Source organism: Stenotrophomonas rhizophila (assembly GCF_000661955.1).
In the GTDB taxonomy this organism is placed as follows: Bacteria; Pseudomonadota; Gammaproteobacteria; order Xanthomonadales; family Xanthomonadaceae; genus Stenotrophomonas; species Stenotrophomonas rhizophila.
This window is the reverse complement of the sequence record NZ_CP007597.1, coordinates 307181-319458: the sequence shown is the minus strand read 5'-3', so window position 1 is coordinate 319458 and position 12278 is coordinate 307181. Positions and strand designations below refer to the sequence as shown.

Here is a 12278-nt window from a genome sequence, read left to right as displayed (position 1 = left end):
GAATATACGCCAATGGCGTACATCAACCCGCAGCAAACGCCTTCAATGCCTCACCTTCCATCCGGTACACCGTCCACTCGCTCTGCGGTTTCGCCCCCGCCGCTTCATAGAACTTGATCGCCGGTTCGTTCCAGTCCAGCACCGACCATTCGAACCGGCCGCAGCCTTCGGCCACCGCGATGCGTGCGATGTGCTGAAGCAGCGCCTTGCCGGCACCGCTGCCGCGGTTGTCCGGGCTGACGTACAGGTCTTCCAGGTAGATGCCGTTGCGGCCCAGCCAGGTGGAGTAGTTGTAGAAATACACGGCGTAGCCGATGGCCGCGCCGTCGGCTTCGCAGATCAGCGCGTGCGCCTTGGCATCGGGCCCGAACAGGCTGGCGCGGATGCCGGCCTCGTCGGTCTGCACCGACGACTCGGCCTTTTCATAGATCGCCAGTTCGCGGATGAAACGCAGGATCAGCGCCGCATCGTCGGCGGTGGCCACGCGGAGGGTCACAGTGGCCACCGTCATGGCTCAGCCCCGCGCCTGGGCGACGTTCTGGCGCATCTGCGCGATCACGTCCTGGTAGCTGGTCTTGGCGTTGAAGATCGCCGAGCCGGCCACGAAGGCATCGGCACCGGCGGCGGCGATCGCCCCGATGTTGTCGGCCTTCACGCCACCGTCGATCTCCAGGCGGATGTCGCGGCCGCTGGCATCGATCTTCTGGCGGACCACGCGCAGCTTGTCCAGCGCCGACGGAATGAACGCCTGGCCGCCGAAGCCCGGGTTGACCGACATCAGCAGCACCAGGTCCAGGTCGTCCAGCACCCAGTCCAGGATGTCCACCGGGGTGCCGGGGTTGAGCACCAGGCCCGGCTTGCAGCCCAGCGAACGGATCAGCTGGATGGTGCGGTGGACGTGGCGCGAGGCTTCCGGGTGGAAGCTGATGTAGGTGGCACCGGCCTCGGCGAAGTCCGGGATGATGCGGTCCACCGGCTCCACCATCAGGTGCACGTCGATCGGCGCGGTAACTCCGTGCTTGCGCAGGGCCTGGCAGACCATCGGGCCGATGGTCAGGTTGGGCACATAGTGGTTGTCCATCACATCGAAGTGCACCCAGTCCGCACCGGCGGCGAGCACGTTGTCCACTTCCTCCCCCAGGCGGGCGAAATTGGCGGACAGGATGGAGGGGGCGATGATGCAGTTGGACATGGCCGGGGCCTTCAGTACTTGGAAAGGGGTGCCCTGCGCGCGCTCAGCGCTTGCGCAGGGTCTTGATGCGGTCGTAGGCGGCGTTGAGCTGGCGCGACTTGCGCTCGGCCTGCTGGCGCAGCTCCGGGGCGGCGCCGACCACCTTGTCGGGGTGGTACTGGGACATCAGGCGGCGGTAGGCCAGGTCGATCTCGGCGTCGGTGGCCTCGGAGGTCAGCCCCAGCTCGCGGTAGGGGTTCTCCTTGTTCAGGCGGAACCAGTCGGCGTCGAAGGCATGCCCGATCAGCAGCCCGACCACGGCACCAAACAGCGGATTGGGCCTGAACAGCAGGGCCCCGGCGATGAATCCGAGCAGTTTTCCGTACCAGCGCATGGTCGTCTGGGCGGCCGTGGCAACAAAGGAGCCTCATTTTACGTCACAGCGGGCCCAACCCGCTTTACACTAGGCCGCCCGCTGTCTGTGCGGGCCCTCAGGGTCCCTTGGACGGCTGTCATGACAAGCCCCAGGAGTGCCCGTGCCGACCACGTTGTTGCAATCCGATCTCCCCGGCCTGCCCTTGCGCCATCGCGGCAAGGTGCGTGATGTTTTTGACATTCCGCGCGACCGGCTCCCCGCCGGCACGCCGCCGGGGGAGTACCTGCTGATGGTCGCCACCGACCGTCTGTCGGCCTTCGACGTGGTGCTGCCTGATCCGATCCCGGGCAAGGGCGAAATGCTCTGCCAGGTGTCGAACTTCTGGTTCGCCAAGACCGCCCACCTGATGCCCAACCACCTGACCGGCATCGACGTGGCCAGCGTGCTGCCCGACGGCGTGGATCCGGCCCTGTACGCCAAGCGCGCGGTGGTCACCCGCAAGCTCAAGCCGGTGCCGGTGGAAGCGATCGCCCGCGGTTACCTGATCGGCAGCGGCTGGAAGGATTACCAGCGCACCGGCAAGGTCAGCGGCATCGACCTGCCCGATGGCCTGCGCCAGGCCGAGCAGCTGCCCGAGCCGATCTTCACCCCCTCGACCAAGGCCGCCGTGGGCGACCATGACGAGAACATCGATTTCGATGCGATGGTGAAGGCCGTGGGTGCCGACCTCGCCGAGCGCGTGCGGGATGCCACCCTGCGCATCTACAAGTTCGCTGCCGACTACGCCCGCGAGCGCGGCATCATCCTGGCCGACACCAAGTTCGAGTTCGGGACCGATGAAGACGGCCGCCTGTACATCATGGATGAGATGCTGACCCCGGACTCCTCGCGCTACTGGCCGGCCGACGAGTACGAGGTGGGCACCAGCCCGCCGAGCTACGACAAGCAGTTCGTGCGCGACTACCTGGAGACGCTGGACTGGGGCAAGACCGCCCCGGGCCCGACCATCCCGGCCGACATCATCGAGCGCACCCGCGCCAAGTACGCCGAGGCGCTGCAGCGCCTGGCGGGGATCAACGTCGACTGATGCGCCCGCGCCCCCGGCCGTGATGGCAGGGGGCGCCCGGGCCGGGGTCGCCCCGGGCATGGGTCGACCGTAGAGTCGACCGTTGGTCGACTGCCGCGGACGTTGATCGCCTGTCGCGTGTAGAGTCGACCGTTGGTCGACTGCCGCGGACGTTGATCGCCTGTCGCGTGCAGCGCGAGGGGTATTGTCTGGGCCAGGCGCAGCCGACCAACGGTCGGCTCTACCCGCCGGGGCGGTATGCTGTGCCGATCCTGGGAGGGACCATGACCACCACCACCGTCGCGCGCCCGATCGACCGCTACTTCGCCAGCTATTCCGACGACCACCGCAATGTGCTCAACCAGCACATCCACGTGGTGGCGGTGCCGGCGATCCTCTGGTCGGTGGTGGCCCTGCTGTGGTGCCTGCCGCCGCTGGTGACCTGGTTCCAGAACGGGATCTGGTCGGCCTTTGCGATGTTCGCCGCGTGGTGCTTCTACAACCGGCTGTCGCGTGCGCTGGGCATCGGCATGCTGGTGCTGTTGTTCGTGTTCGGCTGCCTGTGCCGCCTGCTGGAGGCCGAAATCGGCCTGCACAACCTGCTGTGGGTGGCCATCGGCGTGTTCGTGGTGGCCTGGATCGCGCAGTTCATCGGGCACAAGTTTGAAGGGCGCAAGCCGAGCTTCCTGACCGACCTCACCTACCTGCTGATCGGGCCGGCGTGGGTGGTGGCCAAGCTGTACCGGCGGTTGGGTGTGGCTTACTGAGTGCCCCGTGCCGACCAACGGTCGGCACCTACCCGGGGTTTTCGGCGCCTGCCCGGTTTTGACACCTGCCCCGTTTTTTTCTGAACGAGATCGATGCTCACCGGCGCGCGACGCGGGGGCGTCCAGCATCGTCGTGGACGGGCCGTGGCATGCATCCGGCGTTCATCTTCGTGCAGGGCGCAGGCCCTGCCGTTGCTGGCTTCGGACCCGTTCGAGGGGCCAGATCCGGCAAAGTCGAGCGCGCCGTTCCATACGCCCGTCAGCGGTCTCGAATGGGCACGACAGGAGGGTGGAAAAAATGAATCACGCACGTTACATGCAATTGATGGCGTATTCGGGTGTATCGGCAGCAATTGCCTGCCTGTTAGACTGAACGACCTGCTCGTGAATCGCGTATTCCCTGCATGAATCCCAGCCTGATCCTGCTGCTCGCCCTGCCGTTCCTGATGGCCGTGGCGGTCGCCTCATTCCGCCGCACCTCCCGCTCCACGGCCGCCTGGTTGGCCGCGGCAGCGCCGTTGGGGGGACTGGCGCTGTTGGCCACCATGACCCCGGCGATCATGGACGGCGGCGTTGTCCGCAGCTTCGGCACCTGGCTGCCCCAGATCGGCCTGACCTTCTCGCTGCGCCTGGACGGCCTGGCCTGGATGTTCGCCGGCATGGTGCTGGCCATCGGCGCGTTGGTGGTGATGTACGCCCACTACTACCTCAGCGCGCGCGACAGCGCCCACCGCTTCTACTGCTACCTGTTGCTGTTCATGGGCGCCATGCTGGGCATGGTGCTGTCGGGCAACCTGTTGCTGCTGATGGTGTTCTGGGAAATGACCAGCATCAGCTCGTTCCTGCTGATCGGCTTCTGGTCGCACCGCCAGGACGCCCGCGAGGGCGCGCGGATGGCCCTGGTGGTCACCGGCGGCGGTGGCCTGGCCCTGCTCGGCGGCGTGCTGCTGATCGGCCGCATCGTGGGCAGCTTCGAGCTGGATGCGGTGCTGGCCAGCGGCGATCTGATCCGCGCCAGCGCGCTGTACCCCTACGCGCTGTTCCTGATACTGGCCGGCATCTTCACCAAGAGCGCGCAGTTCCCGTTCCACTTCTGGCTGCCGCACGCCATGGCCGCGCCCACCCCGGTGTCGGCATACCTGCACTCGGCGACGATGGTCAAAGCCGGCGTGTTCCTGCTGGCGCGGTTGCATCCGGCGCTGGCCGGCACCGACCTGTTCTTCTATACGGTCAGCGGCATCGGCGCGATCACGTTGCTGATCGGTGCCTGGAACGCAATCTTCCAGCATGACCTGAAGGGCCTGCTGGCCTATTCGACGATCTCGCACCTGGGCCTGATCACCATGCTGTTCGGGCTGTCCACGCCGATGGCGGTGGTGGCCGGCGTGTTCCACATCCTCAACCACGCCACCTTCAAAGCCTCGCTGTTCATGGCCGCGGGCATCATCGACCACGAAACCGGCACCCGCGACATGCGCAAGCTGGGCGGGCTACGCCGGTTGATGCCCTTCACCAGCGCACTGGCGATCATCGCCTCGCTGGCCATGGCCGGCATCCCGCTGCTTAACGGCTTCCTGTCCAAGGAAATGCTGTTCGCCGAAGCGCTCACCGCCGGTGGCCCGGAAACGATGCGGGTGGTGATGTCCATCGCCGCGCTGCTGGCCGGCGTGTTCGGCGTGGCCTACAGCCTGCGCTTCGTGCACGACACGTTCTTCGGCAAGGGCCCGCACGACCTGGACCGGGTGCCGCACGAGCCGCCGCGCTTCATGAAGGTGCCGGTGGAAATCCTGGTGGTGGTGTGCGTGGCCGTGGGCGTGGCCCCGGCCATCACCATCGCCCCGGTGCTGCACGCGGCAGCCTCGTCGATCCTGGGCCCGGCGATGCCGGCCTACAGCCTGTCGGTGTGGCATGGCTTCAACACGCCGCTGATGATGAGCATCGCCGGTGTCATTGGCGGCATCGCGCTGTACTTCGGGCTGCGCCGGTTGATCAACCTGCATGCCGTGGTGAGCCGCGCGATCGGCCGCAACATCTTCCACAAGCAGCTGGACCTGGTGTTCGGCTTCGCCCACCGGCTCACCCAGGCGCTGGCCAACGGCAGCCTGCAGCGCATGCTGATGGCACTGGTGGTGGTGGCGATCATCGTCGCGCTGGCCCCGTTCGTGGCCAACCCCGGTTCGCCGAACTGGCCCTCGCCGCAGCCGCTGCCGCTGCTTGGCTGGACGCTGTGGCTGGTGATGATGGCCTGCGCGGTCAGTGCGCTGTTCGTGTACCGGCAGCGTCTGCTGGCGGTGCTGGTGCTGGGCGGCGTGGGCCTGATGGTGTCGCTCACCTTCGTGTTCCTGTCCGCCCCCGACCTGGCGCTGACCCAGCTGCTGGTGGAAATGGTCACCCTGGTGCTGATGCTGCTGGGCATGAACTACCTGCCCGCCCAATCGGCGCCGGAGCATTCGCGCTGGCGCAAACGCCGCGATGCCCTGATCGCCATCATCGGCGGCGGCGGTCTGGCGGCTGCGGCCTATACCGCCATGACCCTGCCGCCCAACACCATGGCCGGCGAGCTGGTCGCGCGTGCCCTGCCCGAGGCGTACGGGCAGAACGTGGTCAACGTGATCCTGGTGGACTTCCGCGGCTTCGATACCTTCGGTGAGATCACCGTGTTCGGTATTGCCGCCCTGGTGGTGCACGCCATGCTGCGGCGCTCGCGGATGGCACCGGAGCAGATCATGCCGGGCCCGCCGATCAAGCTGCCGGTCCCGGCCGATCTGGCGCAGATCATGTTCCCGCTCACGCTCACCGTGTCGATCTTCCTGTTCCTGCGCGGCCACAACGCCCCCGGTGGCGGCTTCATCGCCGGCCTGGTGCTGGCCGTGCCGCTGCTGATCCAGTACGTGATCCAGGGCACCACCTCGGTGGAGTCGCGGTTCGGCTTCGACTACATCCGCTGCATCGGTGCCGGCCTGCTGATCGCCATCGTCAGCGGCAGTGCGTCGATGCTGTTCGGGGTGCCGTTCCTGACCAGCGGCCACCTGGACCTGCATATCCCGCTTATTGGCGAGGTGCCGCTGGCCAGCGCCATCGGCTTCGATACCGGCGTGTACCTGGTGGTGTTTGGCGGGGCGATGCTGATCCTGTCGATGATGGGCACCATCAAGCCGTCGCGTACGCGCAACGCCCGCAAGGGCGAGATCGATCCCAACCGTCGTTCGGCAAAAACCGGGGAGATGCACTGATGGAACTGGCCCTGGCAAGCGCCATCGGCGTACTCGGCGCGATCGGCATCTACCTGCTGCTGCGCGCGCGCACCTTCGACGTCATCCTGGGCATGACCTTCCTGTCCTACGCCACCAACCTGCTGATCTTCGCCGGTGGCCGGCTGGTGTCGGGCAAGGCGCCGGTGCTGCGCGAAGGCATCGACAGCGACCTGGGCAACTACACCGACCCGTTGCCGCAGGCACTGGTGCTGACCGCGATCGTGATTGCGTTTGCGATGACCGCAGTGAGCATCGTGCTGGCCATGCGCAGCCGCAGCGACAACCACAGCGACCACGTCGACGCGCATGAGGAAGAGCAGGACACCGCGCCGGCCGACACCGCGCCGGGCCGGGAGGGCGGCGCATGAACCATGCGGTGATCCTGCCCATCCTGATCCCCTTGTTCGGTGCCGCCTGCTCGCTGTTCGTCGAGCACCGCCGGTATGGCCCCAAGGTGCAGCGCACGGTGGCGTGGACCACGCTGGCCGCGCTGGCCGCCGCGGTAGCCCTGCTGTTCGCGCAGACCGCCGATGGCAGCATCGCGGTGTACCTGCTGGGCGACTGGCCGTCGCGGCTGGGCATCGCGCTGGTGGCCGACCGGCTGTCGGCCTGGATGCTGGTGACAACGCTGCTTCTGGCCATCCCGTGCCTGCTGCACGCGTGCTCGGGCTGGGACCGGCGCGCGCCGCACTTCCACGCGCTGTTCCAGTTCCAGCTGGTGGGCCTCAACGGCGCCTTCCTCACCGGCGACATCTTCAACCTGTTCGTGTTCTTCGAGGTGATGCTGATTGCCTCCTACGGCCTGCTGCTCAGCGGCGGCCGCGGCCTGCGCATGCGCATCGGCCTGCACTACGTGGTGTTCAACGTCACCGCCTCGACCCTGTTCCTGATCGCGCTTGGCCTGCTGTACGCCTCGCTGGGCTCGCTCAACATGGCCGAGCTGTCCCAGCGCATCGCCGAGGTACCGGCCACGCACCTGGTGCTGGTCAAGGCCACCATGGGGTTGTTGCTGCTGGTGTTCTGCAGCAAGGCCGCGCTGATGCCGCTGTACCTGTGGCTGCCCGAAGCCTATGCGCGTGCGCCCGCGGCGGTGGCCGCGCTGTTTGCGATCATGACCAAGGTGGGCCTGTACGCGGTGCTGCGGGTCAGTTCGCTGTGGTTCGGCGACGGTGCCGGCCCGATGGCCGGGTATGGCAGCGACTGGCTGCTGTGGGCGGGCGTGGCCACGCTGGTACTGGGCGGGCTGGGCGTGCTGGCCGCGGCGCGGTTGCGGGTGATGATCTCCTACCTGGTGGTGGTGTCGGCCGCGACGCTGTTCATCGCCTTCGCGGTGCGCACGCCCGAGGTGCTCTCCGCCGGTCTGTACTACCTGCCGCACAGCACCTTCGTGGCCGCCGCGCTGTTCCTGATTGCCGACCTGATCCGCCGCCGTCGTGGCGGGGCCAGTGACAGGAAGGAAATCATCGCGCCGATGCCCGGCAAGCAGACCCCGGCCGTGCTGTTCCTGATCGGTGCGGTGGCCGTGGCCGGTCTGCCGCCGCTGTCCGGCTTCCTGGCCAAGGCCGCCTTGCTGGCTGGCATGCCCGCGCAGTACACCGCCGTGGTCTGGACCGCCGTGCTGGGCAGCAGCCTGATGGTGATCGTGGGCATCACCCGCGCCGGCATCCGCCTGTTCTGGCGCGTGCCGGTGCAGGAAGACGGCGTGCCACCGCCGCGCAAGGCCCCCACCCGCACGGTGGAACTGTTCGCCGCCGCGCTGCTGCTGGTGTATGGCATTGCCATGAGCCTGTTCGCCGGCCCGCTGATGCAGCACACCGATGCGATGGCCACCCAGCTGCTGCACCCCGCCGAGTATGTGGGCGAGCTGCGCGCTACCACGCCGGAGATCCGCCAGCCATGACGCGCAAACCGTCGCTGTACAAGCGCCTGATTCCCTCGCCGTCGCTGAGCGTGATGGTGGTGGCGTTCTGGCTGCTGATGTCCGACAGCTTCACCTTCGGCCAATTCGTGCTGGGCATGCTGCTGGGCCTGGTGGTGCCGCTGTTCGCCGCGCGCCTGGACCGCGAGTTCGCCCGCATCGGGTCGCTCAAGCCGGTCCCCAAGCTGCTCTGTGTGACCCTGTGGGACATCCTGGTGTCCAACATCCGCGTGGCGATCCAGGTGCTGGGCCCGGAACGCCGCATCCACCCCGGCTTCATCTGGTTGCCGCTGGACATTGCCAACATCCATGGCATCGCCGCGCTCACCAGCATGATCACGCTGACCCCGGGCACGGTGTCGGCCGCGTTGTCCGACGACCGTCGCCACCTGCTGGTGCACGTGCTGCACCTGGACGACCCGGACGAGCTGATCCGGCAGATCAAGCACCGCTACGAAGCCCCGCTGATGGAGATCTTCCCATGACCGGTTACACCTTCATCCAGACCACCATGGTGGTGTGCATGCACGTGGTCGGGTTGGCCATGCTGCTGGCCACCTGGCGCCTGCTGCGCGGCCCCACCGTGCCGGACCGCATCCTGGCGCTGGACACGCTGTCGGTGACAGCCATCGCCGAGCTGATGCTGTTCGGCATGTACCTCAACTCGGCGGTGTATTTCGAAGCGGCGCTGATCATCGCCATGCTCGGCTTCGGCAGCACGGTGGTGCTGAGCAAGTTCGTGCTGCGCCGGGACATCGTGGAATGATCACCTTCATCCAGATCGTGCTGTCGATCCTGCTGCTGTTCGGCTGCTTCTTCATCCTGGTGGGCGCGTTGGGGCTGGTGAAGCTGTCGACCTTCTTCAAGCGCCTGCACGCTCCCACCAAGGCCAGCACGCTGGGCGTGGGCTGCGTGCTGGTGGGATCGGTGTGTTACCACATCTTCCTGGGCCAGGACCCGCAGCCGCGCGAGCTGCTGATCACCGTGTTCCTGTTCATCACCGCCCCGATCAGCGCGCACATGATGGCCAAGGCGGCGTTGTCGCTGATGATGGAAAAGCGCCCCAGCCTGCCCGGCCATGAAACCGCCAAGGAAGAACAGCTGCCGCCGCCGCGCCCGGAAGGCGAACAGACCCGGTAGAGCCGACCGTTGGTCGGCTGCCCCAATCCACGTCCGGTAGAGCCGACCGTTGGTCGGCTGCCCCAACCCACGCCCGGTAGAGCCGACCGTTGGTCGGCTGCCTCAACCCACGCCCGGTAGAGCCGACCGTTGGTCGGCTGCGCGCATCGTGCCGAAGAGCAGCCGACCAACGGTCGGCTCTACCCCGGAGCGCGTGGTCGCCGACGCGGCTTCTCAGCCGCCCCAGACCAGCGCCAGCTCCAGCGCCACCCAGCCCAGGAACGCCACCAGCAGCACGCCGCCTTCGCGGCGGCTGATGGTCAGGTCGCCACGCAGCATCGGGTACAGCACCAGCACGAAGGCGATCGCCGCCGGCAGCTCCAGGCGCACGAACGACGCCGGTACCGCCAGCGGCCGCAGTGCGGCCATGCCGCCCACCACCACCAGCAGGTTGAACAGGCTCGAGCCGATCACGTGGCCCAGCACCATGTCGCCCTGCCCGCGCCGTGCCGCGGCCACCGCCGCCGCCACCTCGGGCAGCGCGGTGCCAATGGCCACCGGCAACAGGCCCACCAGCAACGGCGACCAGCCCAGCCCCGCGCCGAACACCGGCGCGGCCTGCACGATCCAGCGCGCGCCGTAGTACAGGCACAGCCCGGCGAACACCACCCGCAACAGGTTGAGGAACAGGCCGGTGCGGGTCATCGCATAGCCGGCGATGGCCTCGCGCACGGGGTCCGATTCCAGCCGCGCGCGGCGCAGCACGAACACCAGCGATGCCACGAAGCCGAGCAGCAGCAGGCCGCCTTCCCAGCGCGTCACCACGCCGTCCAGGCCGAACACGATCAGCGCCAGGCTCGCCACCGCCACCATCACCAGCAGCGGCGACAGCAGCCGCGCGCGCACCAGCAGCGGGGCCGCCAGCGCGGCCAGGCCCAGGGTCAGGCCGACGTTGACGATGTTGCTGCCCACCGCGTTGCCCAGCGCGAGCTCTTCGGCTCCCACCACGAACGCACGCGCGTTGACCACCAGTTCCGGCAGCGAGGTGCCGAAGGCCACCAGCAGCAGCCCGGCCATGAACGGCGAGGCGCCGAAGCGCTGGGCCAGGCCGGAGGCCGCCTTGACGATCGAATCGCCGCCCAGTGCCAGCAGCAGCAATCCCAGCAGGAACCAAGCAGTGGCAGCAATCATCGGCAATCCCCAGGCATCAATGGGCCGATTCTAGAGCCAGACCGCACGCAGGGGGTGAGGGAATCGGGCGCCCCTGGGCAGAAGCGGCGCGGCCTGCCCACGGCGCGCGCCGCAGCAGGCTTACGAGCAGCCTTCGACGTAGTCCACCTGCGGGGTCTGGCCGACCCGCCAGGCGCTGACATTGCCGTCGCCGTTGATCTCGAAGTTGATCAGCGCGCCGCCCTCGGTGGCCGGCCGCACGCGCAGGTTGTGGCCCTTTTCGTCGTACTTGTGCGGGGTGACATCGCCGCGGTCGGGGTACAGGGTCTGCAGCTGGCCCAGCGACATGCCGACCTTGCCGCCACCGGGCGCGGTGATGCGGTCGTTGCGCACGTCGTAGCGGACCAGACGCTTGCCTTCGATCATCAGGATCACATCCTCGGCCTGCGCCCCCTGCGGGCGCAGTGCATGGCAGTAATCGTCCGGCACCTCGCCCTGCAGCGGCGCCTTCCAGGCGGCACGCACCTCGTCCAAGGTGCTGCCCAGGGTCAGCGGACCATACCCATCCAGCCGCGCCGGGCCGGCGGCGGCCGGGTCCTGCGCTGCGGGCGCGGCGGCGGGCGCGGCCGGCGCTGTGTCGACCGGCGTCGGCACGGCGGCCTCTGCGTCCTTCGACGGGGTTTCAGGGGTGCGCTCGCAGCTGCTGAGTGCCAACGCGATGCCCAATGCCAGAACGCTTCCCAGCTGCTTCATCTGCACTTCCTCCAGTCGGTGGTCGGCAGCCTAGCGCGAACGCTGTGCAGTGGCTGCATGCAGGAACGTGATTGTCATCGCGGTTTCACCTGCCGCGTTCAGGCTCGGCCTGCACCGCATCGACCCCACGCCCATGCAACCGCGCAAGACCGACCTCGCCCGCACCGCCCTGCAGGCCCACCGTGCGCCCCTGGACATGCGCCAGCGCCGCCTGCTGATCCTGTGCGACGGCCAACGCGATCTGCCGCAGCTCACCGCCATGATCGGGCCGGAAGCGTCAGCAATGGTGATCCAGCTGATCCAGGCCGGGTACCTGGTGTCCAACGCGGCGGCCGAGCCCACGCCACCGCCCGCCCCTGAGCCGGTGCCGACGCCCGCGGCACCCGCGGCAGCCCCGACCGAGCGCCGGCGCTCGCTGGTGGCCGCGCGCATCTACCTGCTGGGCATCCTGGAACTGCAACGGCACCCCCACGCGGCGGCGCTGTTGCATGCGCTGCAGCAGGCACGCAGCGACGAGGCGGTGATCGCCGGCCTGCATACCGCGCTGGATGCGCTGCCCGCGCTCACCTCGCCCGGCTATGCCGAGCGGGTCCGCCAGCGCCTGCTGGAAGTGCTGCCGAAGGATCAGGTGGACGGGTTCCAGACGCTCGCCGTTTGATCACCTATTGCGCGATGCTGGTTGTG

General features: G+C 68.0%; 14 protein-coding genes. 9 read left to right on the top strand and 5 right to left on the bottom strand.

What is annotated here, in order from left to right:
• Positions 1 to 22: 22 nt before the first annotated feature.
• From DX03_RS01345 to DX03_RS01335, 3 genes are read right to left on the bottom strand one after another with little or no spacing between them, the layout of a single operon-like run.
• On the bottom strand, positions 23 to 511 hold the full coding sequence (locus DX03_RS01345; RefSeq protein ID WP_425598289.1) for a GNAT family N-acetyltransferase: 489 nt from the start codon (positions 509 to 511) through the stop codon (positions 23 to 25).
• Between the two features lie 3 nt (positions 512 to 514).
• Entirely contained in the window at positions 515 to 1192 is a 678-nt protein-coding gene (rpe, locus tag DX03_RS01340; protein WP_038685783.1) for a ribulose-phosphate 3-epimerase, read from the bottom strand.
• A 43-nt stretch (positions 1193 to 1235) separates the two neighbouring features.
• Positions 1236 to 1565 (bottom strand): J domain-containing protein, encoded by a 330-nt coding sequence (locus DX03_RS01335; RefSeq protein WP_038685782.1) that lies wholly within the window; start codon positions 1563 to 1565, stop codon positions 1236 to 1238.
• A gap of 142 nt (positions 1566 to 1707) precedes the next feature.
• Here DX03_RS01335 and DX03_RS01330 point away from each other — a divergent pair, with 142 nt between their 5' ends.
• From DX03_RS01330 to DX03_RS01295, 8 genes are all read left to right on the top strand, one after another.
• Positions 1708 to 2634, top strand: coding sequence for a phosphoribosylaminoimidazolesuccinocarboxamide synthase (locus DX03_RS01330; RefSeq protein WP_038691715.1), 927 nt, complete (start codon positions 1708 to 1710; stop codon positions 2632 to 2634).
• A gap of 263 nt (positions 2635 to 2897) precedes the next feature.
• Positions 2898 to 3380, top strand: coding sequence for an Mpo1 family 2-hydroxy fatty acid dioxygenase (locus DX03_RS01325; protein WP_038685781.1), 483 nt, complete (start codon positions 2898 to 2900; stop codon positions 3378 to 3380).
• A gap of 404 nt (positions 3381 to 3784) precedes the next feature.
• On the top strand, positions 3785 to 6613 hold the full coding sequence (locus DX03_RS01320) for a monovalent cation/H+ antiporter subunit A (protein ID WP_038685780.1): 2829 nt from the start codon (positions 3785 to 3787) through the stop codon (positions 6611 to 6613).
• On the top strand, positions 6613 to 7002 hold the full coding sequence (locus DX03_RS01315; RefSeq protein WP_038685779.1) for a Na+/H+ antiporter subunit C: 390 nt from the start codon (positions 6613 to 6615) through the stop codon (positions 7000 to 7002). The genes DX03_RS01320 and DX03_RS01315 overlap by 1 nt, the downstream gene beginning before the upstream one ends.
• Complete coding sequence (locus tag DX03_RS01310; protein WP_038685778.1) at positions 6999 to 8534, top strand: monovalent cation/H+ antiporter subunit D; 1536 nt, start codon at positions 6999 to 7001, stop codon at positions 8532 to 8534. The genes DX03_RS01315 and DX03_RS01310 overlap by 4 nt, the downstream gene beginning before the upstream one ends.
• Entirely contained in the window at positions 8531 to 9037 is a 507-nt protein-coding gene (locus tag DX03_RS01305) for a Na+/H+ antiporter subunit E (RefSeq protein ID WP_038685777.1), read from the top strand. The genes DX03_RS01310 and DX03_RS01305 overlap by 4 nt, the downstream gene beginning before the upstream one ends.
• Positions 9034 to 9318, top strand: a complete 285-nt coding sequence (locus tag DX03_RS01300; protein WP_038685776.1) for a K+/H+ antiporter subunit F — start codon at positions 9034 to 9036, stop codon at positions 9316 to 9318. Before DX03_RS01305 ends, DX03_RS01300 begins: the two co-directional genes overlap by 4 nt.
• A complete protein-coding gene (locus tag DX03_RS01295) occupies positions 9315 to 9692 on the top strand; it encodes a Na+/H+ antiporter subunit G (protein WP_038685775.1) in 378 nt (125 codons plus the stop codon). The genes DX03_RS01300 and DX03_RS01295 overlap by 4 nt, the downstream gene beginning before the upstream one ends.
• A gap of 213 nt (positions 9693 to 9905) precedes the next feature.
• Here the strand turns inward: DX03_RS01295 and DX03_RS01290 are convergent, their stop codons facing one another.
• Positions 9906 to 10862 (bottom strand): sodium:calcium antiporter, encoded by a 957-nt coding sequence (locus tag DX03_RS01290; RefSeq protein WP_038685774.1) that lies wholly within the window; start codon positions 10860 to 10862, stop codon positions 9906 to 9908.
• Between the two features lie 120 nt (positions 10863 to 10982).
• A complete protein-coding gene (locus DX03_RS01285; protein ID WP_038685773.1) occupies positions 10983 to 11594 on the bottom strand; it encodes a hypothetical protein in 612 nt (203 codons plus the stop codon).
• A 133-nt stretch (positions 11595 to 11727) separates the two neighbouring features.
• On the opposite strand from DX03_RS01285, the gene DX03_RS01280 reads away from it, so the two are divergent.
• Positions 11728 to 12252 (top strand): hypothetical protein, encoded by a 525-nt coding sequence (locus DX03_RS01280; protein ID WP_038685772.1) that lies wholly within the window; start codon positions 11728 to 11730, stop codon positions 12250 to 12252.
• Positions 12253 to 12278 lie beyond the last annotated feature (26 nt).

Coding starts and splice junctions, on each gene's coding strand:
- DX03_RS01280 (WP_038685772.1), top strand. CDS start 11,728: ATGCAACCGCGCAAGACCGACCTCGCCCGCACCGCCCTGCAGGCCCAC.
- DX03_RS01285 (WP_038685773.1), bottom strand. CDS start 11,594: ATGAAGCAGCTGGGAAGCGTTCTGGCATTGGGCATCGCGTTGGCACTC.
- DX03_RS01290 (WP_038685774.1), bottom strand. CDS start 10,862: ATGATTGCTGCCACTGCTTGGTTCCTGCTGGGATTGCTGCTGCTGGCA.
- DX03_RS01320 (WP_038685780.1), top strand. CDS start 3,785: ATGAATCCCAGCCTGATCCTGCTGCTCGCCCTGCCGTTCCTGATGGCC.
- rpe (WP_038685783.1), bottom strand. CDS start 1,192: ATGTCCAACTGCATCATCGCCCCCTCCATCCTGTCCGCCAATTTCGCC.
- DX03_RS01300 (WP_038685776.1), top strand. CDS start 9,034: ATGACCGGTTACACCTTCATCCAGACCACCATGGTGGTGTGCATGCAC.
- DX03_RS01325 (WP_038685781.1), top strand. CDS start 2,898: ATGACCACCACCACCGTCGCGCGCCCGATCGACCGCTACTTCGCCAGC.
- DX03_RS01310 (WP_038685778.1), top strand. CDS start 6,999: ATGAACCATGCGGTGATCCTGCCCATCCTGATCCCCTTGTTCGGTGCC.
- DX03_RS01345 (WP_425598289.1), bottom strand. CDS start 511: ATGACGGTGGCCACTGTGACCCTCCGCGTGGCCACCGCCGACGATGCG.
- DX03_RS01335 (WP_038685782.1), bottom strand. CDS start 1,565: ATGCGCTGGTACGGAAAACTGCTCGGATTCATCGCCGGGGCCCTGCTG.
- DX03_RS01305 (WP_038685777.1), top strand. CDS start 8,531: ATGACGCGCAAACCGTCGCTGTACAAGCGCCTGATTCCCTCGCCGTCG.
- DX03_RS01295 (WP_038685775.1), top strand. CDS start 9,315: ATGATCACCTTCATCCAGATCGTGCTGTCGATCCTGCTGCTGTTCGGC.
- DX03_RS01315 (WP_038685779.1), top strand. CDS start 6,613: ATGGAACTGGCCCTGGCAAGCGCCATCGGCGTACTCGGCGCGATCGGC.